Origin of the sequence: Blattabacterium cuenoti (assembly GCF_014252315.1) — a bacterium.
GTDB lineage: Bacteria > Bacteroidota > Bacteroidia > Flavobacteriales > Blattabacteriaceae > Blattabacterium > Blattabacterium cuenoti_AI.
The window spans coordinates 360,516-383,725 of sequence record NZ_CP059216.1; the positions used below are offsets into that span (position 1 = coordinate 360,516).

Here is a 23,210-nt window from a genome sequence, read left to right on the forward strand (position 1 = left end):
TAATTTTATTAAAATAAACAAAAATTTTTTATATTAATATATTAATGTTTAGAAATATATTAGCAATTTTTTTAGGTATATTTATTAGTTATTTAGAATTAATAATTTTATTTATAGAAATGAGAAAAAAATTATATTTAAATATTGAACTAAAAAATATTAAAATAATTTTATCAGAATATTTTAACAAATTTTTACTTATAATAATTATATATTATATAATTGGACTTTTTTCTAGTGAAATAATAACAGCTTTTATTGTAAAAAAAGCAAAAAAAGCATATTCAATTTTAACTGGATTTATTTTTTCTATAAATACTTTATTACTTATAATATTTAATCCATTTCCATTATGGTTTAAAATAATCATGATTCCAATATGTTTTGTTTTACCTTACTCTGTTGGAAATTTAGTTGAATTTTTAATAAAAAAAATTAATATATAAATATATTATTATTTTATAATATCAAATATATAAATCCAGATATATATCCAATTAAAGCTATCCAACTAATTTTTTTCAAATACCAAATAAAATCTATTTTTTCTAATCCCATTGCTGCTACTCCAGCAGCAGATCCTATTAATAATAAACTACCTCCAGTTCCAGAAACATAAGCTATATAATGCCAAATATCATGATCAATAAAATAAGAATAAGAAAACATAGATATAGTTGCAGCAACAAGAGGTATATTATCTATCATAGATGAAATAAGACCAAATATAAAAGAAGTTATTTTCCATTCATATATTACATTATTTATCCAATTAGAAAAATTATATAATATACCTAATGATTCCATAGAAGAAATAGACAATAATATTCCAAAAAAAAATAAAATACCAGAAAGATCTAATTTTTTTAAAATATCATCTATACAATCATTAAATTTTTTTCCATGTTTAATTAAGCATATACATAAAAGTACTCCCAAAGAAAACATCATTCCCATATATGGAGGAATTCCTATGATAATTTTGTATATTGGAACAAGTATCATTAATAATGATCCAATTTTTAGCATAAAAAAACCTTCTTTAATATTATTAATTGATAATTTATTTTTTTTAAAATAAATATTACCATTAAAAATAGGATAATTAGATATTATACATGTAGAAACAATCATACATATTAAAGATGGAATAAAAACTTTTTTTAATAAATAAAAAATAGTAACTTTTTTAGATATCCATAACATAGTTGTTGTTATATCTCCAATTGGAGACCATACACCTCCAGAATTAGCAGATATTATAATTAATCCCAAATAGTATAAACGTTCTTTGTAATTTGGTATTGTTTTTCTTAATAAAGATATTAAGACTATACTTGCTGTAAGATTATCTATTATTGCTGATAATAAAAAAGATGTAATACTTAATTTCCATAAAAATTTTCGTTTTGTATCAGTATAGAATAATTCTTTTAATGCTTCAAATGCAAAAAATTCATCAAGAATAGAAATAATTAACATTGCTCCAATTAAAAAAAATATTATTTCAGATGTTTTTCCTAAATATAATAATAATAAATTATTAGGATCTTTTCTTATTAAATATTGACTTAATTCATATACTGGAAGATTTAAATATATTATTAATGACCAACATATAATAGCCATTAAAATAGATGGGATAATTTTATTTATTGAAATAATATTTCCAAATATAATAAACAAATATCCAATAAAGAATATTAAAACTACCATTTGGATTATTTTATTATAAAATTAATTAAATAATTAAATTATTTATTGAATCCATGATGGACAAATAGAATTTTTTCCAATTAATTCTTCAATACGTAATAATTCATTATATTTTGAATTACGTTCAGATCTACATATTGATCCAGTTTTTATTTGTTTTATATTAAATGCAACTGATAAATTTGATATAAAAGAATCTTCTGTATCTCCAGAACGATGTGATATTATATTTTGATATTTATTATTTTTTGCAAAATTAATAGTTTCAATAGTTTCAGTTAAAGTTCCTACTTGATTAAGTTTAATTAGAATAGAATTAGCTATTCTTCTTTCTATACCATATTTTAATTTATCAACTTGAGTTACAAACAAATCATCTCCAACTAATTGTACTTGATCTCCTATTTCATTAGTTAAAATTTTCCATCCTTTCCAATCATTTTGAGCCATTCCATCTTCAATAGATATAATAGGATATTTATTAATTAAAAAAGATAAATATTGTGCATGATCTTCTCTTGATTTTATAGAAGATATTTCTGTATTTTTCTCAAATTTAGAATAATCATATTTATCTTTATCATAAAATTCAGATGAAGCACAATCTATAGCAATTCCAACATCATCATATGGTTCATAATTAGATAAATGTATTGCTTCCAATATTTTATCTAAAACTTTTTCCGTTCCTATAATATTTGGAGAAAACCCTCCTTCATCTCCTAATCCAGTTGAAAATCCATCTTTGTTTAATAAATATTTTAAATTATAAAAAATACTATGACCTATTTGAAGATATTCTATATAATTATTAGCTTTCATTGGTACAATCATAAATTCTTGAAAAGCTATACATGCATTAGAATGTTTACCTCCATTAATTATATTCATTAAAGGAATTGGTAATACACAAGAATATATTCCTCCAATATATTTATATAATGGTAAATTTAGTTCAATAGCTGCAGCTTTTGTTGCTGCTATAGAAACAGCTAAAATAGAATTAGCTCCCAATATTTTTTTATTTTTTGTACCATCTAAATTTAACATTGTTCTATCAATATTAATTTGATCAAAAACAGATTTTCCAATTAATTCTGGAGCAATAATATTATTTATATTTTTAACAGATTTTTTTACTCCCTTTCCAGAAAAAAAATTATTGTTTTTATCACGTAATTCAAATGCTTCATTTTTTCCTACAGATGCACCAGAAGGTATAGAAGCTCTTCCTAAAGAATTTTTATTTGTAAATAAATCTACTTCTACAGTAGGAAATCCTCTAGAATCTAATATTTGTCTAGCTATAATTTTATTTATTACTCCCATTATCAACTTTTATATTTTTTTTTCTTCTTTTTCTTGTTGTTTTAATTTTTTTAGAATAAAAATTTTCATTAAAATCTACTAATTCAATAAATGATATTATTGAATTATCTCCATTTCTATATCCTGATCTTAGTATTCTAGTATATCCACCTAAACGTTTTCTAACTTTATTAAATGAATCATCAAATAGATTAGAAACAGCTTTTTTGTCTTTTAAATAAAAAAAAGCTCTTCTTCTTGCATGTGTTGTATTAGATTTTGATTTTGTTATAATAGGTTCTATATATTTTCTTAATACCTTAGCCTTTGCTAGTGTAGTAAAAATTCTTTTTTTTTTTATTAAAGAAGAAGCCATATTGGAAAGCATAGATTTTCTATGTTTATTTTTTCTTCCTAAAGAATTTTTTTTATTTCCATGATTCATAAAAAATATTTAAAATATTAAAACATATTATTTTTTTCATTTGTATTTAATTTATAATCAGATGTTTTCATTCCAAAATATAATCCTTTTTCTTTCATTTTTCCTTCTAATTCATCTAAAGATTTTTTTCCAAAATTTCTCATTTTTAACATAGAATTTCTATTACAATTTACTAATTCTTCTATAGTATTTATTGATGCTAATTTTAAACAATTTTTTGTACGAACAGAAAGATCCATTTCGCTTAATTTTGATTTTAATAATGTACGCATTTTTGAAAATTCTTCGTTATATTTTTTTTTATTTCTTTTTATTTTTACTTTTTCTTTTTTGTCTATTTTTTCTGAAGAAAAAATAGATAAATACTGAATTAATATTTTTGAAGCTTCCATTAAAGCTTTTTTAGGTAAAATAGATCCATCTGTTTTTATTTCTAATGATAAATCTTCAAAATCAGTTTTTTGTTTTACACGGCAACTTTCAACTGAATATTTTACATTTACAATTGGTGTAAATATAGAATCTATAGGAATAGTTCCTATTATATAATTTTCTTTTTTATGTTCTTCTGCAGGGACATATCCTCTTCCTTCTTCTATAGTAAAACTTATTTTTAAGTCTAAAAATTCTTCTTTATTACATATAACTAAATCATGATTTAAAATCTGAAATCCTAAAATAAATTTATTTAATATTTTTCCTGTTATTATTTTTTCTTTTTCACTAATAACTACGTTAACAACTTCTTTTTGAGTTCCTGGAATTATTTGTTTTAATCTAATTTTTTTAAAATTTAATACAATTTCAGTTACATCTTCTGCTACCCCTTTTATAGTAGAAAATTCATATTTAACTCCTTCAATTTTAATTGAAGTTACGGCAAACCCTTTTAAAGAACTAAGTAAAACTCTTCTTAATGAATTTCCTAATGTTATTCCATATCCAGGTTCTAATGGTTTTAAATGAAAAATACCTTTTTTATTTGAAAATTCAGTAACTAAAATCTTGTCAGGTTTAACAAAATCTAAAATAGCCATATAAAATTTTTTTTATTCTTTATTTTGAATATAATTCTACAATCAATTGTTCGTTAATATTTTCAGGTATTTGTTTTCTATTTGGAATAGATCTAAATATTCCTATCATATTTTTTTCATCTAAAATTAACCAATCTACTGATATTTTATTTTTTTTATTAATAGAGTCTAATATTACTGGATGATTTTTAGATTTTACCATAATTTTATCTCCTGGTTTTAATCTAAAAGAAGGAATATTAACAACTTTATTATTTACCATAATATGTTGATGAGATACAATTTGACGTGCAGATGGTCTAGAAGGAGAAAAATTTAATCTAAAAACTATATTATCTAAACGTCTTTCACAAGCTTGTAATAATAATTCACCAGTAATTCCTTTTTTTCTAGTAGATTCAAAAAATAAATTTTCAAACTGACGTTCTAATATTCCATAAGTATATTTAGCTTTTTGTTTTTCCATTAATTGAATAAGATATTCTGATCGTTTTGATCTTCTACGACTATTTCCATGATGTCCAGCTGAATATTTTCTTCTATTGAAATATTTATCTTCTCCATAAATACATTCACCAAATCTTCTAGATATTCTAGTTTTAGGACCTGTATATCTTGCCATTATTATAATATTTTATTTTATACTCTTCTCCTTTTAGGAGGTCTACATCCATTATGAGGTAGTGGTGTTATATCTTTAATTACAGTAACTATTATTCCAGAATTACTTAAAGCTCTTATTGCTGCATCTCTTCCAGCTCCAGGTCCTTTTACTTTTACTTCTATTTTTTTTATTCCAGCATTTAATCCTGCTTTTGCTACATTTTCTGCTGTTATCTGAGCAGCATAAGGTGTATTTTTTTTTGATCCCTTAAAATTCATTTTTCCAGCAGAAGACCATGCTATTACATCTCCTTTTTTATTAGTTAAAGTTATAATTATATTATTAAAACTAGATTGAATGTGAGCTTCTCCAACTACGTCAACCAAAACAGATTTCTTTTTTTTTTTATTTTTAGATGATTTACTCATATTTTATAATTTTATTTTGTAACTTTTCTTTTATTTGCTACAGTTTTTTTTCTTCCTTTTCTAGTTCTACAATTATTTTTAGTTTTTTGACCTCTTAATGGTAATCCTTTTCTATGTCTTATTCCTATATAACAATTTATATCTTTTAAACGTTTAATATTAAATTGAATATCAGATCTTAATTCTCCTTCAATTTTTATATTATCAGATATATATTTTCTAATTTTACTAATTTCATCATCAGACCAATCTTTTACTTTTTTATTTTCATTTACATTAACAGAATGTAAAATTTTTTTAGATATGCTTTTTCCAATACCATAAACAGAGGTTAATCCTATAATACCGTTTTTATAATCTGGAATATCTACACCTGAAATCCTAACTGACATAAATTAATGTTTTTATCCTTGTTTTTGTTTAAATCTTGGATTTTTCTTATTAATAATTCGTAATTTTCCTTTTCTAATTACAATTATACAATCACTAGTTCTTTTTTTTAAAGAAGCTCTTATTTTCATAAAATAATTTTTTAAAATTTATTTAATTTAATATCTATAAGTTATTCTTCCCCTTTCTAAATCATAAGAAGACATTTCTAATCTAACTTTATCTCCAGGTAGAATTTTTATATAATGCATTCTCATTTTTCCAGATATATGAGCTTTAACTATACATCCATTTTCTAATTTTACACGAAACATTGCATTTGGAGAAGATTCTATAATAGTACCATCAACTTCAATATGTTTTTGTTTAGCCATTTAAAATAAATTATTAGAAAAAAATTTGTTATTAAATTTTTAATATACAAAAAAAATTACAATTTAGTATATTTAATTCTACGATTTTTCATCATTAAATCATCATAATGATAATTTAATAAATATATATTTATTTGCTGAACAATATCTAATATAACTCCAACAACTATTAATAAAGAAGTTCCTCCATAAAACAATGAAAATCCTTGAGTAATACCTAATCTAAATATTAAAGATGGAAGTATTGATATTATAGATAATAAAATCGATCCAGGAAAAGTAATATAAAATAAAATATAATCTATATATTCAGATGTTTCTTTTCCAGGTTTTATTCCAGGAACATATCCTCCATTTCTTTTTAAATCATCAGCCATTTGATTAACTGGAATAGTAATAGCTGTATAAAAAAATGTAAAAATTATAACAAGTATAGCTATAGTTAGATTATACCATAATCCATAAATATCTTGAAATAAATGAAAAAACTTTTTTATATTAGAATTTTCTATATAATTATAAAAAGTTATTGGAAATAACATAATAGCTTGAGAAAATATTAAAGGCATTACTCCAACTGAATTCATTTTTAATGGAATATACTGATGTTTTTTATTCAATAAAAAATAATTTGATGTTAAAAATGTTTTATAATGAGATACATATTGAACTGGAATTTTTCTAATAGCTTGAATAATAGTTATAGAAAATAAAATAACTAATAACCATAATAAAAATTCTATAAATAAAAATATAATTCCATAATTATCTATTCTTAATTTATAATATATTTCTTTAATTATAGCATCTGGAAGCTTAGATATTATTCCTGACATTATTATTAAGGAAATACCATTTCCTATTCCTATATCTGTAATTTTATCACCTAACCACATTGTAAATAATGTACCAGAAGTTAATGTAAGTATACCTATAATCCAAAATATTATTTTACCATAAAATGAATTAATGTCAATTAAATAAACAGAATTAAAAAAAGAAGAAAATGGAATTAATTGTTTTGTTAGTGATGTAAGATAAACAAATGCTTGAAACATACATATTATTATGGTTAACCATCTTGTAATAAAATTAATTTGTTTTCTACCACTTTCCCCTTCTTTTTGTAGTTTATGTAAATTAGGAATTATTATACACATTAATTGCATTATAATAGAAGAAGAAATATAAGGCATAATTCCTAATGCTAATATAGAAGCTCTATTAAAAGCTCCTCCAGTAAAAGAAGAAAGTATATGAATCAATCCTTTAGATTCTGAATTAAATCTTTCAATAAAATTATTAATTCCTAATGGATTTATTCCAGGAATAGGAATATAAGCTCCAAAACGATATATTAATAATATACTTAAAGTTATTATTATTTTCTTTCGTAATTCTTTTACGTTCCATATGTTATGAATATTTTTAAAAAAATTATTCATAATTATTTTAATTAATATAAATTCTTAATTTTTTTGTTAAAAAAATTAAGAATTTTCTTATTATTTTAATATTGTTTTTCCACCTATTTCATTTATAATTTTTAAAGCTTTTTTGCTAAATCTATATGCATGTATTCTTATAGGAATTTTTAATTTCCCTCTTCCTAAAACTTTTATAGGAATATTTTTATTAATTACTTTTTTTTTAAATAGTAATTCTTTACATATAAGATCATCTTTATTAAGATTATTTTTACTTATACATTTTTGTATTGTATCTAAATTTATTCCAATAATTTTTTTACTTCTTTTTCTAAATCCAAATTTAGGAATCCTTTTATGTAAAGGCATTTGTCCTCCTTCAAATCCTATTTTTCTAGAATATCCAGATCTAGATTTAGCACCTTTATGTCCTCTTCCACATGTTCCTCCTTTTCCACTTCCTTGTCCTCTTCCTAAACGTATTTTATTTTTTTTTTTTCTTAATTTATTCATAATTATCATTATCCATTATAAACTTTTTTTATATCAATTCCTCTTTGTTTTGATATAATATTAACATCTCTTACTTTACTAAGTGCTTTTATTGCTGCTTTTATTATATTATGATGGTTAGAAGAACCTTTAGATTTAGATAAAACATTTTTTAATCCTGAAGCTTTAAGAACAGCTCTTAAAGAACCTCCAGCAATAATTCCTGTTCCATTAGATGCTGGTTTTATTAATACATATGCTCCTCTATATTTTGCCTCTTGTTTATGAGGAACTGTTCCATTACATATACAAACTTTATGTAAATTTCTTTTAGCTTGATCTCCAGCTTTTCTTATTGCATCAGGTGCTTCTTTAGATTTTCCAAATCCATATCCTACCATTCCATTTTCATCTCCTTTAACAACAATTGCACTGAAACTAAAATATCTTCTTCCTTTAGTTACTTTACAAACTCTTGTAACTCCTATTAATTTTTCTTTTAATTCTAGTCCTAAATATTTTGTTTTTTTTTCTTTATTAGAAAAAATATATTGCATTATCATTTTTTTCATAACATTAAAATTTTATTCCAACACTTCTAATTCCATCAGCCAATGATTTAATTCTTCCATGATATAAATAATTTTTCTTATCAAGAACTAATTTTTTTATTTTCAATTTTTTTAATTTTAATCCTAATATTAATCCAACTTTATAAGACTGTTTAATTTTAGTCATTTTTTTATCTATATCTTCTATTTTTTTTGATGAAAATGATGTTACTGTATTACCTAATACATCGTCAATTACTTGTACATAAATTTGTTTATTACTTCTAAAAATTGATATTCTAGGTTTTTCAAAATTTCCTAATATTTTTTTTTTCATTAACTATGCAGATTTTCCAGTTTTTCTTTTAATTATTTCTGTTGTATATTTAACTCCTTTTCCTTTATAAGGTTCAGGTTTTCTAAATGATCTAATTTTAGATGAAAAAATTCCCAATAAATGTTTATCACAAGATTTAATAATAATAAAATAATTTTTTCCTTTTTCTGATTTTATTTCTATATTAATTTCATTAGGAACTTGAATCATAATATTATGAGAAAATCCTAAATTCATATTTAGAACTCTAATATTACTTATATAATCAACTTTATATCCTACACCGACTAATTCTAATTCTTTTTTAAATCCTAATGAAACACCAATAATCATATTATTTATTAAAACTCGATATAATCCATGTAAAGATTTATATTTTTTGTTATTTTTATTGTTATTATTAATATATAATAAATTTTTTACTATTTTAAATTCAATTACTTTATTACATTTATATATATTTTGAAATAAAATTCCAAATTTACCTATTACTGTAATAATATTATTTACTATATTTAAATTTACATTTTTGGGAATTAAAATAGGTTTATTTCCAATTCTTGACATATAATTATTTTAATAAACATAACATAAGACTTCTCCTCCTATTTTTTTTATTTTAGCTTGTTTATCTGTAATTACTCCTTTAGAAGTAGATATTATAGCAATTCCAAGACCATTTAAAACACGAGGTATATTTCTATATTTACAATATTTTCTTAATCCAGGTTTACTCATTCTAATTATTTTATGAATAACAGACTTACTATCATAATATTTTAAAGCTATTTTAAGAATTTTTTTATTATTATCTTGATTATAAACTTTATATCCTAATATATATCCATTTTTCAATAAAACTTTGGAAATATTTTCTCTTATTTTTGATGATTCTATTGTTAATATTTTATGTTTTGATAAATAAGAATTTCTAATTCTAGTTAAAAAATTAGCTATTGGATCCATAAAAATAAAATTTTTTTAAATTATTATTACCAACTAGCTTTTTTTACTCCGGGAATAAGTCCTTGAGATACTAAATCTCTAAAAACTATTCTAGATATTCCGAATTTACGCATATAACCTCTACATCTACCAGTTATAGAACATCTATTTTTCAAACGAACAGGAGATGCATTTCTAGGTAATTTTTGTAATAAATCATATTTTTTTAATTCTTTTAACATTTTTCTTTTTTTCTTATATTTCAGTACTATTTTTTCTCTTTTTTTTTGTCTTGCTTTTACTGATTCTTTAGCCATATGTAATATTTTTTATTTTTTTATAAAAGGCATTCCAAACAAAGATAAAAGATTCTTTGCTTCTAAATCTTTTTTTGTTGAAGTAACAAATGAAATATTCATTCCTAAATTTTTTTTTATTTTATCAATATTAATTTCTGGATAAATTATTTGTTCTTTTATTCCTATATTATAATTTCCAAATCCATCAAATTTATCTTTTAGTCCATTGAAATCTCTAACTCTTGGTAAAGAAATTTTTATGAATCTTTCTAAAAATTCATACATAATTTTTCTTCTTAAAGTAACTTTAACTCCTATAGACATTCCTTTTCTAAGTTTAAATCCAGATTCATCATGTTTAGAAAAACAAGGAATAGCTTTCTGTCCAGTTATAATTGTTATTTCTTTAATAGAGTTGTTAATAATTTTTTTATCGGACAATATTGTACTTCCTATTCCTTGATGTACTACAATTTTTATTAATTTAGGAATCTGCATAATTGATTTATATTTAAATTTATCCATTAAAATAGGAACTATATTTTTTTTATATAAAATACTTAATTTAGGTTCATAACAAATTTTCATTATTAATTATTATATTTTATTATTATATTTTTACTTTTCCTTTATCTTTTATTCCTATCTTTATTCCTTCTTCTTTTCCTTTATCTTTTATTCCTATCTTTATTCCTTCTTCTTTTCCTTTATCTTTTATTCCTATCTTTATTCCTTCTTCTTTTCCTTTATCTTTTATTCCTACCCCTATATTTTTATTGCTGTAAATACATGATTTTTTTTCTTCTAATTTCATTACATTAGATATATGTATATAAGCTTCTTTTTTTATTATTCCTCCTTTTGGATTTTTTACTCCAGGCTTAATATGTTTTTTAACAACATTTACATTTTTTACTATAATTTTATCATTTTTTAATGAAATTTTTGTTATAATACTTTTAGTCCCTTTGTAATTTCCAGATAATATTAATACTTTATCTCCTTTTTTTAATATTTTTTTCATAGTACTTCTTGTGCTAAAGATATAATTTTCATATATTCTTTTTCTCTAAGCTCTCTTGCAACTGGACCAAATACTCTAGTTCCAATCATTTCTCCTGTAGCATTAATCAATACACATGCATTATCATCAAATTTTATATAAGATCCATCTTTTCTCCTAATTCTTTTTTTTGTTCTTATAATTATAGCCTTAGATACTTGTCCTTTTTTAATAGAACTACTTCCAGGTGATGATGTTTTAATAGTAACAATTACAGAATCACCTAATGAAGCATATCTTTTTCCTGTCCCTCCTAATACTCTTATAACCAAAGCTTCTTTTGCTCCAGTATTATCAGCAACTTTACATATTGATTCTTGTTGCAACATAACATAATATTTTTTTATTTATATTCATTATTTATTTTATTATACTTAATAATCTCCATCGTTTTTTTTTGCTTATAGGTCTTGTTTCTACTATATTTACTTTATCTCCATTTTTAGAAATATTTTTTTCATCATGAACTAAATATTTTTTCTTTTTTAGAATACTTTTTCCGTAATATTTATGTTTTACTTTTTTAACTTCATAAACAACTATAGTTTTATTCATTTTATCACTTAATACAACTCCTTTTCTATGTTTTCTTATAATTTTTTTAAAAAAATTCATTTTATTTTATTTATTATTCTTATTCATTTATATAATTTTTTAATTTTTCATTAAGTTCAGTTTTCAATCTAGCAATATTTCTTCTTAAAATTTTTATATCAGAAGATTTTTTTAATTTTTTTGTATAAATATTTAATTTTAAATTTTTATAACTTTCTATACTAGATTGAATTAATTTTTTCAAACTTTTTATTGACAAAAAATTAATTTTTAATTTTTTCATATTTTACATATAAATTTCATTTTAATAGGTAATTTTTGTGCAGCTAATCTTAAAGCTTCTTTTGCTATTTCTTCAGAAACTTCATCTACTTCAAATAATATCCTTCCAGGTTTAACAACAGAAACCCAAAATTCTACAGGGCCCTTTCCTTTTCCCATTCTTACTTCTTGAGGTTTTTTTGTTGCTGGTTTATCTGGAAAAATATTTATCCATAATTTTCCTTCTCTTTTCATGTATCTAGTAGCAGCTACTCTAGCTGCTTCTAATTGTCTAGAAGAAATCCAAGCAGCTTCTAAAGCTTTTATTCCATAAATACCTCTTGATAAAAAAATTCCCTTTTTAGAATTTCCTTTAATACGTCCTTTTTGTTTTTTTTTATATTTTGTTTTTTTAGGTTGTTGCAACATAAAAATTATTTTTTTATTATTTTCTTCTTCTATTCCTATAAGAATAACCCTTTTGTTTTTTCTTATGATAATAAGATCCTAATAATGGATATAATTCTCTTTTACCATATACTTCTCCTTTCATAATCCAAACTTTAACGCCTATACTTCCGTATATAGTGTGAGCAACTTCCATATGATAATCGACATCAGCACGAAATGTTCCTAAAGATATTTTACCTTCTTTATATGTTTCACATCTAGCCATTTCTGATCCATTTAATCTTCCAGAAATTTGAATTTTTATTCCTTGAGCATTCATTCTCATAGCAGAAATAACAAATATTTTAATTAATTTTTTATAAGAAACTCTATTTTCTAATTGTTTTACTATACTTTTAGCTACTAAAGAAGAATCTAATTCTGGACGTTTAACTTCAGATATATTAATTTGAATTTCTTTTTTAGTAATTTTTTTTAATTCTTTTCTTACTGTATCAACTTCATCACCTCCTTTTCCTATAATTAAAGCTGGCCTTGATGTTCTAACAGTTATAGTTATAAATTTTAAAGTTCTTTCTATAAAAATACGAGATATTATTCCTTTTGGAAATCTAGCTTCAATATATCTTCTTACTTTATAATCTTCTTCTATCCTATCCTTATAATTATTACACCAACTTGATTGCCATCCTGTTATGATTCCAAGACGATTAACTATAGGATTTGTTTTTTGTCCCATAATTTATTTTTTCTTTTTTTACTATAAAAATTTTAATATTACTTGATCTTTTTCTTATTTTATGTCCTCTTCCTTGAGGAACTGGTTTCATTCTTTTTAATGTTTTTCCTTGATTTATTATTACATTTTTTAAAAATAAAGAATCATCTACAGATAATGGAGAATAATAATACGAATTTTTATTTTCATATTTTTTATTCCAATTAGCTAATAAAGAAATTAATAATTTTTTTATATCTATTGATCCTTTTTTTCTACTATTTGATAGTATGAATAAAGCTTCTTTAACTTTTCTATAACGAATTAAATTTGCAATTAATTGCATTTTTCTAGGAGAATTTTTTAATCCATTTAAAGATGCTACTGCTATTTTTTCTTTTTTTTCATTATTTTTTTTCATCAATGTACATATAATTATTTAACAGATTTAAATTTACTTTTTGATCCTGAATGACCTCTAAATATTCTAGTAGGAGCAAACTCTCCTAATTTATGTCCTATCATATTTTCTGTAACATACACATTAATAAATTGTTTACCATTGTGAATTGCAAAAGTTTGTCCAACAAAATCTGGAATAATAGTTGTTGGTCTAGACCAAGTTCTAATTATAATTTTTTTGTTCAATTTTATATTTTTCATAACTTTTTTATATAGTTTATGAGAAACATAAGGTCCTTTTTTTAAAGATCTAGGCATAATACGTTATTTTTTTCTTCTTTGTATAATATATTTATTAGAATATTTTCTTTTTTTTCTAGTTCTAAATCCTTTAGATGGACTTCCTTTTCTATTTCTTGGAATACCTCCAGAAGCTTTTCCTTCTCCTCCACCCATTGGATGATCAACAGGATTCATCGCTACACCTCTAGTTCTAGGTCTTCTACCCAAATTTCGCATTTTTCCTGCTTTTCCATAAGTTTCTAATTGATGATCAGAATTAGATATAGAACCGATAGTAGCCATACAGTCAGATCTTAATAATCTAATTTCACCAGAAGGCAATTTTATAGTAACATATTTTCCTTCTTTTGCAAATAATTGAGCAAAAGAACCTGCACTTCTAGCTATTTTAGCTCCTTGACCTGGATTAATTTCTATGCAAGATATAATAGTTCCTAAGGGTATTTCTTTTAAAAAAGTAGCATTTCCTATTTTTATAGGTATATTTTTTCCAGAAACTATCTTTTCTCCAATTTTAAATCCATTCATTGCCAATATATATCTTTTTTCTCCATCAACATAATATAATAAAGAAATAAAAGAAGATCTATTAGGATCATATTCAATAGATTTTATTACTGCGGTAATTCCAATTTTATTTCTTTTAAAATCAATTATTCTATAATTTTTCTTATGTCCTCCTCCAATATGACGCATTGTTCTTTTTCCATAATTATTTCTTCCACCAGTTTTAGATTTTCCTTTTAATAATTTTTTTTCTAATTTAATATTATTTAATAATTGATTAAATTCATTTTTAACTCTAAATCTTTGACTAGGAGTAACTGGTTTTAATTTTTTTACTGACATTAATATTTTTTTTTGTTTAAATCAATTTTATCTTCTTTTTTTATTTCTTTTTTTACTTCTTTATTTAAATCATTTTCTTTTCTTACTTTTTTGTTTAAATCAATTTTATCTTCTTTTTTTATTTCTTTTTTTATTTCTTTTTTTACTTCTTTATTTAAATCATTTTCTTTTCTTACTTTTTTGTTTAAATCAATTTTATCTTCTTTTTTTACTTCTTTTTTTATTTCTTTTTTTACTTCTTTATTTAAATCATTTTCTTTTTTTACTTTTTTATTTAAAAAAATTTCTTTTTTTATTTCTTTATTTAAATCAATATCAATATTTTGATTTTTACCAAATTCAACAATAACTTTTTTGAATGATCTAGATCTTCCACATAAAACTCCTTTTTTAGTAAACTTAGATTTATTTTTTCCAGAATAAATAATTGTTCTAACTTTTTTTGGATAAAATCCAAATATTCTATTTAATTCTTTTTTAATCTGATTTTTATTACATTTTATTTCCCTAATTGTAAAAGTATAACATTTACTTTTTTCACCTTTTAAAGATTTTTCTGTAATAAGAGGTTTAATTAAAATCATTTATAAATAATTATTTTATACATAAATAATTTTGAAATTTATTTATGGATATATTAGTTAATATTATATATGAATAATTTAATAACATAAAACAATCCAATTCATTTATACATATAATTCTATGTAATTTCAAATTTCTAAAAGATAAATATAAATTTTTATCAAATTTTTCAATTACCAATAATGATTTTTTATTTGATAAATTTAATGATTTTAATATTTTTAATACTATTTTAGTTTTTGGTTTTTCTATTTGAAATTTTTCTATAATTATAATTTTATTTTTTGATAATTTTTTTTCAATAAGAAACTTTTTTACTATTTTTCTAGTATTTTTATTTACTTTTATTGAATATTTTTTTGGCTTAGGACCAAAAACCCTTCCTCCACCTCTAAAAATAGGATTTTTTATATCTCCTTTTCTAGCATTTCCTGTTCCTTTTTGTCTATATAATTTTCTAGTACTACCTGTAATATCACTTCTTTCTTTAGTTTTACTATTTCCATGTCTTTGAGCAAATAAATATCTTTTCAATTCTAAATGAACTAAATGATAATAAGATTTTTTAAAAAATAAATTATCATCAAATATAATCCTTTTATCTGTATCATTTCCATCAATATCCAAAATTTTTAATTCCATACTTTATTTTTTATTAATTATTAAATAGGAATTTTTATTTCCAGGAACTGATCCTTTTAATATCAATAAATTTTTATTATAATCTATTTTCAATATTATTAAATTTTTAATTGTAACATTACCTCCACCCAATCTTCCAGCCATTTTTTTACCTTTAAAAACTCTAGATGGATCTGATCCAGCTCCTATAGATCCAGGAGATCTTAATCTGTTATGTTGACCATGACTTCTTTCCCCAACACCGGAAAAATTATGTCTTTTTACAACACCTTGAAACCCTTTACCCTTAGAAATACCTTTAACATTAACTATATCTCCTTCTTTTATTCTAAAAGATTTTATATCAATCATTTGTCCTATTTTATAATTAATATGAAAATCATTTTTAACTTCTAAAAGTTTTTTTTTAGGATTCAATTTTAATTTTTTAAAAAAACCTAATAAAGGTTTATTTACATTTTTTTCATTTTTATCTTCAATTCCTAATTGAATAGATGAATATCCATCATTTTTTATTGTTTTTATTTGAGTTATATAACAAACATTTATATAAATTACAGTACAAGCAATATTCTCATTATTTTTATAAATATTTGTCATTCCTACATTTTTACCTATAATACTAATCATAATTAATTTATACTTTTATTTCAGCTTCTACTCCACTAGGAAGTTCTAATTTCATTAATGCATCTACTGTTTTAGATGATGCATTATGAATTTGCAGTAATCTCTTATGAGTAGGCAAAAAAAATTGTTCTCTAGATTTTTTATTTGCATGTGGAGATCGTAATATTGTAAAAACCTTTTTTTCTGTAGGTAAAGGAACTGGTCCATTCAATACTACTCCAGTAGGAATAACAGAATTAACAATTTTTTCAGCAGATTTATCTAATAAATTATAATCGTAAGATTTTAATTTTATTTTAATGTCATATCCCATAACTAATTTTTATTTTTTTGCATTTTATTATTATTTTTTAACATATTTTCCATAATTGATTCAGGAACTCTATCATAATTATAAAATTCCATAACAGAAGTCCCTCTTCCAGAGGTTAATGTTCTTAATACAGTTACATATCCAAACATCTCAGATAATGGAGCTAACGCTTGAATTATCTTTATATTATTTCTGTTATTCATATTTTGTATAATACCTCTTCTCCTATTTAAATCTCCTATAACATCTCCCATATTTTCTTCTGGAACAATTACCTCCAATTTCATAATTGGTTCTAATAAAACTGGTTTTGCTTTTCTAGAAGCTTCTCTAAATCCTAATTTTCCTGCTAACTCAAAAGATAATTGATCTGAATCAACAGAATGATAAGATCCATCTAATACAGTTACTTTTGCATTATCTATTTCATATCCAAACAAAGGACCATTTTTCATCATATTTTTACATCCTTTTTCTATAGATGGAATATATTCTTTTGGAATATTTCCTCCTTTTATTTTATTAATAAAAATCAATCCAGTTTTTCTTTCATCTCCTGGTTCTAAACGAAATAATATATCAGCATATTTACCTCTACCTCCTGTCTGTTTCTTATATACTTCTCTATGTTCAATTAATTCAGTTAAAGCTTCTTTATATTCTACTTGTGGATTACCTTTATTAACTTCAACTTTAAATTCTCTCTTCATACGATCTATAATAATTTCCAAATGTAATTCTCCCATACCAGAAATAATAGTTTGTCCAGTATAATCATCAGTTCTAACCTGAAAAGTAGGGTCTTCTTCCATTAACTTAGATAAAGCAATACTCATTTTATCAATATCAGATTTATATTTAGGTTCAATAGCTAATCCTATTACAGGATCTGGAAAAGATATTTTTTCTAAAAGAATAGGATTTTTTTCATCACATAAAGTATCTCCTGTTTTAATATCTTTAAATCCTACTATTGCAGCTATATCTCCTGCTACAACTTCTCTAATTGGATTTTGTTTATTTGCATGCATTTGATATATTCTAGATATTCTTTCTTTATTTCCTGATCTAGCATTAAAACTATAAGAACCTGATTCTATTTTACCTGAATATACTCTAAAAAAGGCTAATCTACCTACAAAAGGATCACTAGATATTTTAAAAGCTAATGCAGAAAAAGGATCATTTTCACTAGGATTTCTAATTTCTTTTTCTTGATTAATAGGATTTACTCCAACAATATTTCTAATATCAAGAGGAGAAGGTAAATATCTACAAATAGCATCTAATATAGATTGTACTCCTTTATTTTTAAAAGAAGATCCACAAAGAATAGGTATAACATTCATTTCTATTGTATTCTTTTGTATTGATTCAATAATATCGTTTTCCGATATATTTGAATCATCATACAAAAATTTTTCCATTATATAATCATCATATTCAGATAATGTTTCAATTAATTTATTATAATATATTTTAGATATATTCTTCATATTATTTGGAATAGGTATATTTTTATACGTCATACCATAATTTTTTTCTTCCCATATTATTGCTTTACTGGAAATTAAATCTACTACTCCAACAAAATTATCTCCAGATCCAATAGGAATTTGAATAGGAACAATATTTGCCCCTAACATTTTCTTTATTTGCAAACAAACATCTATAAAATCAGCACCTTGTCTATCCATTTTATTAACAAAAGCTATTCTAGGTATATTATATTTATCTGCTTGTCTCCAAACTGTTTCTGATTGAGGTTCTACTCCATCAACAGCACTAAATAAAACAACCATTCCATCTAATACTCTCATAGATCTTTCTACTTCTACGGTAAAATCAACATGTCCTGGAGTATCTATTATATTAATATGATATTTATTATTATTATATATCCATTCGCAACAAGTAGATGCCGATGTTATAGTTATACCACGTTCTTGTTCTTGTAACATCCAATCCATAGTAGCTGTTCCATCATGAACTTCTCCTATTTTATGATTAATACCAGTATAAAATAATATTCTTTCTGTAGTAGTAGTTTTTCCTGCATCAATATGAGCTGCAATACCTATATTTCTAGTATATCTTAAATCTTTTTTCATAAAAAAATTTAGAATCTAAAATGCGAAAATGCTTTATTTGCTTCAGCCATTTTATGAATATTTTCTTTTCTTTTTACAGCTTCACCTTGTCCTTTAAAAGCATCCCATATTTCAAATGCTAATTTATTTGCCATAGTTTTTTCATTTCTACTAGAAGCACAAGTAACTAATAATTTCATGGCTTTTGTAATTTTACTATTATTAGAAATAGAAACAGGAATTTGAATATTAGATCCGCCCATTCTTCTACTTCTTACTTCTACATGTGGAGTTACATTTTTTAATCCATCTTTCCATATTTCTAATGCAGATTTTTCTTCTTTATTTTTTATTAAATCAATTTTTTTTATTGCATTATAAAATATTCTAAATGCTACACCTTTTTTACCATTTTTCATTAAATGATTAACAAAACGTGTTACAAGTGAATCATTAAATTTAGGATCGGGAATATAATTTTTTTTTTTTCTTTTAATTTTTCTCATTATTATTTTTATTTTTTTATTTTTGCTCCGTATTTACTTCTACTTTTTTTTCTTCCATTTACTCCTGCCGTATCACGAGCTCCTCTAACAATTTTATATTTTACTCCAGGTAAATCTTTAACACGTCCTCCTTTAACTAGAACAATAGAATGTTCTTGAAGATTATGTCCTTCTCCAGTTATATACGTTATTACTTCTTTACCATTTGTAAATCTAACTCTTGCTACTTTTCTCATAGCTGAATTAGGTTTTTTTGGTGTAGTTGTATATACTCTAGTACATACTCCTCTTTTTTGAGGACAAAATTCTAATGCTATAGATTTTCTTTTTTTTTTGATAGAATTTCTTCCTTTTCTAATTAATTGTTGTATTGTAGGCATATTTTTTATATTTTAATTTTATTAAATGGATCTTCTTCTTTTGAAGAAATATTAAGTTCATTATATATATAACTAAAAGTGGATAACAGACATGGAATTCCATCTATTATAGCTACATTATGTTCATAATGAGAAGATTCTCTTTTATCTAAAGTAGTAATAGTCCATCCATCTTTATGAAAGACTATTTTAGAAGTTCCAATATTAACCATAGGCTCTATTGATAATACTAATCCATTTATCAATTTCATACCTTTTCCTTTTTTACCAAAATTAGGAATTTGTGGTTTTTCATGCATATTTTTACCAATACCATGTCCAACTAATTCTTTTACTATAAAAAATCCTTTTTTTTCAATAAAAGATTGAATAGAATAACCTATATCTCCAATATTATTACCTGATTTACAATTAGAAATACCAATATAAAGAGATTTTTTTGAAAAATTCAAAAATCTTTTTATATTTTCTGATACTTCTCCTACTTCAAAAGTATAAGCATGTTCTCCATAAAATCCATTCATATAAACACCACAATCTATTGATAATATATCACCATCATTTAATAACTTTTTATTTGGTATTCCATGAACTATTTGATGATTTGGTGATGCACATATAGTATTAGGATAATTGTATAACCCTAAAAAAGCTGGACGGCCTCCATTATCACATATAAAATTTTTCGCTAATTTATCTAAATATAAAGTATTAATTCCTGGTTTTATTTTTGTTGTTAACATTCCTAATGTTTTAGAAGCCAACAAAGAACTTTTTTTTATTAAAATAATTTCTTCAATAGTTTTTATCAAAATTTTTATAATTTTTTTATAATAGGAATTCCAGTCATTTCATTAGGAATAGGCAAATTCATTATGTATAATATTGTAGGAGCTACATCACATAATGCTCCTTTTTTTCTATTTATAATATTTTTATCATTATCTAATAAAATAAATGGAACTAAAGATGTGCTATGTGTAGTATTAGGTGATCCATCTTTATTAATCATATAATCTGCATTACCATGATCTCCTACGATTATAACTGAGTATAAATTATTTAATGCTTTTTTAGAACATAATTTAACACAATAATCAACAACTTCACATGCTTCAATAGTTTTTTTCATATTTCCTGTATGTCCTACCATATCTGGATTAGCAAAATTTATACAAAAAAAATCAAATTCGTTTTTTTCTAACATAGTAATAGTATTTTTAGTTATTTTCATTGCACTCATTTCTGGTTTTAAATCATAAGTTTTTACTTTAGGTGATTGACATAAAATCCTAGTTTCATTATTAAAAGGAGTTTCTCTTCCACCAGAAAAAAAGAAAGTAACATGAGGATATTTTTCTGTTTCTGCTATACGAATTTGTTTTTTTCCTTCTTTTTCTAATACTTCTCCTATAGTATTAGATATATTTTTTTGTGTAAATATAGAAAATACATTTTTATAATTTGTATTATAACATGTCATTGTAATACAAGCATGCAGTTTAATTTTATTATATTTATTATTATATCCTGTTAAATATTCTATAATTTGTCTTGAACGATCTGGACGAAAATTAAAACAAAAAACTATATCATCATTTTCAATTTTTGTAATTGGTATTCCATCTTTATTAGTTATAATTGCCGGATATAAAAACTCATCTGTATTTTTTTTTTTATAACAATTTTCTATGTAATTAAAAATATCACAAACATGAATTCCTTTACAATTTACCATTGCATTATAAGCAATTTTAGTTCTATTCCATCTTTTATTTCTATCCATTGAATAAAATCTTCCAATAACTGAAGATAATTTTCCTCCATATTTTTTTGTTTTATTCAAAAGTTTCTTAATATAAATAATACTATTTTTTGATGATGAATCTCTTCCATCAGTAAATACATGTATAAAAATATTTTTTATATTTTTTTTATTAAATATTTTTAATAAATAAAAAAGATGATTCATATGAGAGTGAACTCCTCCATCAGATAATAATCCAATAAAATGAATTTTTTTTTTATTAAAAGAAAAACGTTTAAATAAATCGTTTAACTTTGTTTCTAACAATCCATTTTTAATATGTATATTAATTTTTTCTAAACTTTGAATTACTTTTCTTCCAGATCCTAAATTAATATGTCCTACTTCAGAATTTCCCATTTGTCCTTTTGGTAATCCTACATAATTTCCAGAAGCTTCTAATTGACTATTAATATATTTATTATAACAATAATCAATAAATGGTGTTTTAGCTTTATTTATAGCTGATATTAGTTTATTTTTTTCTAAATTAATACCCCATCCATCTAAAATTAATAACATTAATTTTTTCATAATATTTAAAAATTATTTTTAAATATTTATCCTTTTGAAAAAAAGAATTTTGGATTCTTTTTCATAATTTCTTAAATAATCTAATATTGTTATTTTATTATTTTTTATAAATTTTTGATTAATAAGGGTATTTTCTAAAATTAATTTATTAATTTTTCCTTTAATTATTCTATCAATTATTTCTTTTGATTTATTTTTATCAATTTTATATTGAAAAATACTTTTTTCTTTTTCTAAAATACTTTTAGGAAAATCTTCTTCTGATATAGAAATTGGATTTAATGCTACTACATGCATAGCTATGTCTTTAGCTACATATTTATTTATTTTTTTAGAAAATCCTACTAATGCAGCAATTCTATTATTATGAGTATAATTTATTACAAAAGGAGCTTTCATTTTTTCAAAAACTTTTAATTCCATTTTTTCTTTAAATATTCCTATATGTTTATTAATAGAATTTTTTACAAAATCTAAAAAAATTTCTTCAGATAAATCTATTGATTTTATAGATGTATTATGTAACAAATCTAGAAATTCTTTACTTTTAGATAAAAAATCAGTTTCACAACTAATTCCTATAATTGTTCCATAAGAGTAATCTTTTTTTACAGAAGCAATAACCGATCCTTCATTAATTTTTATTCCAGATCTATTTATAGCTATTTTTTCACCTTTTTTTTTCAAAATATAAATAGCTTCTTCTATATCTCCGTTAGAACATATTAAAGCTTTTTTACAATCCATTATACCAATTCCTGTTATTTTTCTAAGTTTATTAATTTTGGAAATAGAAATATCCATTATT

At 22.6% G+C, this 23,210-nt stretch carries 37 protein-coding genes; 1 reads left to right on the forward strand and 36 read right to left on the reverse strand.

The features are described from left to right. Positions 1 to 44: 44 nt before the first annotated feature. Positions 45 to 446, forward strand: a complete 402-nt coding sequence (locus H0H39_RS01715; RefSeq protein ID WP_185877177.1) for a hypothetical protein — start codon at positions 45 to 47, stop codon at positions 444 to 446. A 13-nt stretch (positions 447 to 459) separates the two neighbouring features. On the opposite strand, the gene H0H39_RS01720 is transcribed toward H0H39_RS01715, so the two are convergent. From H0H39_RS01720 to tsf, 36 genes are read right to left on the reverse strand one after another with little or no spacing between them, the layout of a single operon-like run. Continuing rightward, on the reverse strand, positions 460 to 1,716 hold the full coding sequence (locus H0H39_RS01720; RefSeq protein WP_185877178.1) for an SLC13 family permease: 1,257 nt from the start codon (positions 1,714 to 1,716) through the stop codon (positions 460 to 462). Positions 1,717 to 1,758: 42 nt separating this feature from the next. Then, a complete protein-coding gene (gene eno, locus H0H39_RS01725; RefSeq protein WP_185877179.1) occupies positions 1,759 to 3,045 on the reverse strand; it encodes a phosphopyruvate hydratase in 1,287 nt (428 codons plus the stop codon). Then, on the reverse strand, positions 3,029 to 3,469 hold the full coding sequence (gene rplQ / locus H0H39_RS01730) for a 50S ribosomal protein L17 (protein ID WP_185877180.1): 441 nt from the start codon (positions 3,467 to 3,469) through the stop codon (positions 3,029 to 3,031). The genes eno and rplQ overlap by 17 nt, the downstream gene beginning before the upstream one ends. 17 nt (positions 3,470 to 3,486) lie before the next feature. Further along, the gene (locus tag H0H39_RS01735; protein ID WP_185877181.1) at positions 3,487 to 4,506 is read right to left on the reverse strand and encodes a DNA-directed RNA polymerase subunit alpha; all 1,020 of its coding nucleotides are present in this window, start codon (positions 4,504 to 4,506) and stop codon (positions 3,487 to 3,489) included. Positions 4,507 to 4,525: 19 nt separating this feature from the next. After that, on the reverse strand, positions 4,526 to 5,128 hold the full coding sequence (rpsD, locus tag H0H39_RS01740; protein WP_185877182.1) for a 30S ribosomal protein S4: 603 nt from the start codon (positions 5,126 to 5,128) through the stop codon (positions 4,526 to 4,528). A 17-nt stretch (positions 5,129 to 5,145) separates the two neighbouring features. Continuing rightward, entirely contained in the window at positions 5,146 to 5,538 is a 393-nt protein-coding gene (rpsK, locus tag H0H39_RS01745) for a 30S ribosomal protein S11 (RefSeq protein WP_185877183.1), read from the reverse strand. Between the two features lie 11 nt (positions 5,539 to 5,549). Further along, a complete protein-coding gene (rpsM, locus tag H0H39_RS01750) occupies positions 5,550 to 5,930 on the reverse strand; it encodes a 30S ribosomal protein S13 (protein WP_185877184.1) in 381 nt (126 codons plus the stop codon). 12 nt (positions 5,931 to 5,942) lie between these two features. Beyond that, a complete protein-coding gene (rpmJ, locus tag H0H39_RS01755; RefSeq protein WP_185877185.1) occupies positions 5,943 to 6,059 on the reverse strand; it encodes a 50S ribosomal protein L36 in 117 nt (38 codons plus the stop codon). A 27-nt stretch (positions 6,060 to 6,086) separates the two neighbouring features. Beyond that, positions 6,087 to 6,302, reverse strand: coding sequence for a translation initiation factor IF-1 (gene infA / locus H0H39_RS01760; RefSeq protein ID WP_185877186.1), 216 nt, complete (start codon positions 6,300 to 6,302; stop codon positions 6,087 to 6,089). Positions 6,303 to 6,358: 56 nt separating this feature from the next. Next, entirely contained in the window at positions 6,359 to 7,747 is a 1,389-nt protein-coding gene (gene secY, locus H0H39_RS01765; RefSeq protein WP_185877187.1) for a preprotein translocase subunit SecY, read from the reverse strand. Between the two features lie 60 nt (positions 7,748 to 7,807). After that, positions 7,808 to 8,242 (reverse strand): 50S ribosomal protein L15, encoded by a 435-nt coding sequence (rplO, locus tag H0H39_RS01770; protein ID WP_394798436.1) that lies wholly within the window; start codon positions 8,240 to 8,242, stop codon positions 7,808 to 7,810. A gap of 8 nt (positions 8,243 to 8,250) precedes the next feature. Continuing rightward, positions 8,251 to 8,784: a 30S ribosomal protein S5 gene (gene rpsE / locus H0H39_RS01775; RefSeq protein WP_238785668.1), complete on the reverse strand. Its 534-nt coding sequence runs from the start codon at positions 8,782 to 8,784 to the stop codon at positions 8,251 to 8,253. 13 nt (positions 8,785 to 8,797) lie between these two features. Next, positions 8,798 to 9,109, reverse strand: coding sequence for a 50S ribosomal protein L18 (locus tag H0H39_RS01780; RefSeq protein ID WP_185877189.1), 312 nt, complete (start codon positions 9,107 to 9,109; stop codon positions 8,798 to 8,800). Positions 9,110 to 9,112: 3 nt separating this feature from the next. After that, entirely contained in the window at positions 9,113 to 9,676 is a 564-nt protein-coding gene (gene rplF, locus H0H39_RS01785) for a 50S ribosomal protein L6 (protein WP_185877190.1), read from the reverse strand. Positions 9,677 to 9,685: 9 nt separating this feature from the next. Then, positions 9,686 to 10,081: a 30S ribosomal protein S8 gene (gene rpsH, locus H0H39_RS01790; RefSeq protein ID WP_185877640.1), complete on the reverse strand. Its 396-nt coding sequence runs from the start codon at positions 10,079 to 10,081 to the stop codon at positions 9,686 to 9,688. 20 nt (positions 10,082 to 10,101) lie between these two features. Continuing rightward, positions 10,102 to 10,371, reverse strand: coding sequence for a 30S ribosomal protein S14 (gene rpsN / locus H0H39_RS01795; RefSeq protein ID WP_185877191.1), 270 nt, complete (start codon positions 10,369 to 10,371; stop codon positions 10,102 to 10,104). Between the two features lie 12 nt (positions 10,372 to 10,383). Beyond that, positions 10,384 to 10,941, reverse strand: a complete 558-nt coding sequence (gene rplE / locus H0H39_RS01800; protein WP_185877192.1) for a 50S ribosomal protein L5 — start codon at positions 10,939 to 10,941, stop codon at positions 10,384 to 10,386. 22 nt (positions 10,942 to 10,963) lie between these two features. Then, entirely contained in the window at positions 10,964 to 11,377 is a 414-nt protein-coding gene (gene rplX, locus H0H39_RS01805; protein WP_185877193.1) for a 50S ribosomal protein L24, read from the reverse strand. Next, positions 11,374 to 11,745 (reverse strand): 50S ribosomal protein L14, encoded by a 372-nt coding sequence (gene rplN / locus H0H39_RS01810; RefSeq protein ID WP_185877194.1) that lies wholly within the window; start codon positions 11,743 to 11,745, stop codon positions 11,374 to 11,376. Before rplN ends, rplX begins: the two co-directional genes overlap by 4 nt. Before the next feature lie 31 nt (positions 11,746 to 11,776). After that, positions 11,777 to 12,031 carry a 30S ribosomal protein S17 gene (rpsQ, locus tag H0H39_RS01815; RefSeq protein ID WP_185877195.1) on the reverse strand — a complete coding sequence of 85 codons (255 nt, stop codon included), beginning with the start codon at positions 12,029 to 12,031 and terminating at the stop codon, positions 11,777 to 11,779. A gap of 19 nt (positions 12,032 to 12,050) precedes the next feature. Beyond that, positions 12,051 to 12,254, reverse strand: a complete 204-nt coding sequence (gene rpmC / locus H0H39_RS01820; protein ID WP_185877196.1) for a 50S ribosomal protein L29 — start codon at positions 12,252 to 12,254, stop codon at positions 12,051 to 12,053. After that, positions 12,251 to 12,658, reverse strand: a complete 408-nt coding sequence (gene rplP / locus H0H39_RS01825) for a 50S ribosomal protein L16 (protein WP_185877641.1) — start codon at positions 12,656 to 12,658, stop codon at positions 12,251 to 12,253. Before rplP ends, rpmC begins: the two co-directional genes overlap by 4 nt. Positions 12,659 to 12,677: 19 nt before the next feature. Beyond that, positions 12,678 to 13,382, reverse strand: coding sequence for a 30S ribosomal protein S3 (rpsC, locus tag H0H39_RS01830; RefSeq protein WP_185877197.1), 705 nt, complete (start codon positions 13,380 to 13,382; stop codon positions 12,678 to 12,680). Continuing rightward, positions 13,354 to 13,782 carry a large ribosomal subunit protein uL22 gene (locus H0H39_RS01835; protein ID WP_185877198.1) on the reverse strand — a complete coding sequence of 143 codons (429 nt, stop codon included), beginning with the start codon at positions 13,780 to 13,782 and terminating at the stop codon, positions 13,354 to 13,356. The genes rpsC and H0H39_RS01835 overlap by 29 nt, the downstream gene beginning before the upstream one ends. Positions 13,783 to 13,796: 14 nt before the next feature. Further along, positions 13,797 to 14,081, reverse strand: coding sequence for a 30S ribosomal protein S19 (gene rpsS, locus H0H39_RS01840; RefSeq protein ID WP_185877199.1), 285 nt, complete (start codon positions 14,079 to 14,081; stop codon positions 13,797 to 13,799). Positions 14,082 to 14,087: 6 nt separating this feature from the next. Next, entirely contained in the window at positions 14,088 to 14,915 is an 828-nt protein-coding gene (rplB, locus tag H0H39_RS01845) for a 50S ribosomal protein L2 (RefSeq protein WP_185877200.1), read from the reverse strand. After that, complete coding sequence (gene rplW, locus H0H39_RS02900) at positions 14,915 to 15,499, reverse strand: 50S ribosomal protein L23 (RefSeq protein ID WP_202984893.1); 585 nt, start codon at positions 15,497 to 15,499, stop codon at positions 14,915 to 14,917. Before rplW ends, rplB begins: the two co-directional genes overlap by 1 nt. Positions 15,500 to 15,509: 10 nt before the next feature. Further along, the gene (rplD, locus tag H0H39_RS01855; RefSeq protein ID WP_185877201.1) at positions 15,510 to 16,142 is read right to left on the reverse strand and encodes a 50S ribosomal protein L4; all 633 of its coding nucleotides are present in this window, start codon (positions 16,140 to 16,142) and stop codon (positions 15,510 to 15,512) included. A 3-nt stretch (positions 16,143 to 16,145) separates the two neighbouring features. Beyond that, positions 16,146 to 16,772, reverse strand: coding sequence for a 50S ribosomal protein L3 (gene rplC, locus H0H39_RS01860; protein WP_185877202.1), 627 nt, complete (start codon positions 16,770 to 16,772; stop codon positions 16,146 to 16,148). Between the two features lie 7 nt (positions 16,773 to 16,779). Continuing rightward, a complete protein-coding gene (gene rpsJ, locus H0H39_RS01865) occupies positions 16,780 to 17,085 on the reverse strand; it encodes a 30S ribosomal protein S10 (RefSeq protein ID WP_185877203.1) in 306 nt (101 codons plus the stop codon). A 2-nt stretch (positions 17,086 to 17,087) separates the two neighbouring features. Beyond that, entirely contained in the window at positions 17,088 to 19,196 is a 2,109-nt protein-coding gene (gene fusA, locus H0H39_RS01870; RefSeq protein WP_185877204.1) for an elongation factor G, read from the reverse strand. 8 nt (positions 19,197 to 19,204) lie between these two features. Next, entirely contained in the window at positions 19,205 to 19,681 is a 477-nt protein-coding gene (gene rpsG / locus H0H39_RS01875; protein ID WP_185877205.1) for a 30S ribosomal protein S7, read from the reverse strand. Positions 19,682 to 19,689: 8 nt separating this feature from the next. Beyond that, the gene (rpsL, locus tag H0H39_RS01880) at positions 19,690 to 20,061 is read right to left on the reverse strand and encodes a 30S ribosomal protein S12 (RefSeq protein ID WP_185877206.1); all 372 of its coding nucleotides are present in this window, start codon (positions 20,059 to 20,061) and stop codon (positions 19,690 to 19,692) included. Between the two features lie 5 nt (positions 20,062 to 20,066). Further along, positions 20,067 to 20,873 (reverse strand): type I methionyl aminopeptidase, encoded by an 807-nt coding sequence (gene map / locus H0H39_RS01885; protein WP_185877207.1) that lies wholly within the window; start codon positions 20,871 to 20,873, stop codon positions 20,067 to 20,069. Positions 20,874 to 20,878: 5 nt separating this feature from the next. After that, positions 20,879 to 22,402, reverse strand: a complete 1,524-nt coding sequence (gene gpmI, locus H0H39_RS01890) for a 2,3-bisphosphoglycerate-independent phosphoglycerate mutase (protein ID WP_185877208.1) — start codon at positions 22,400 to 22,402, stop codon at positions 20,879 to 20,881. An 18-nt stretch (positions 22,403 to 22,420) separates the two neighbouring features. Next, on the reverse strand, positions 22,421 to 23,206 hold the full coding sequence (tsf, locus tag H0H39_RS01895; protein ID WP_185877209.1) for a translation elongation factor Ts: 786 nt from the start codon (positions 23,204 to 23,206) through the stop codon (positions 22,421 to 22,423). Between the last annotated feature and the right edge of the window lie 4 nt (positions 23,207 to 23,210).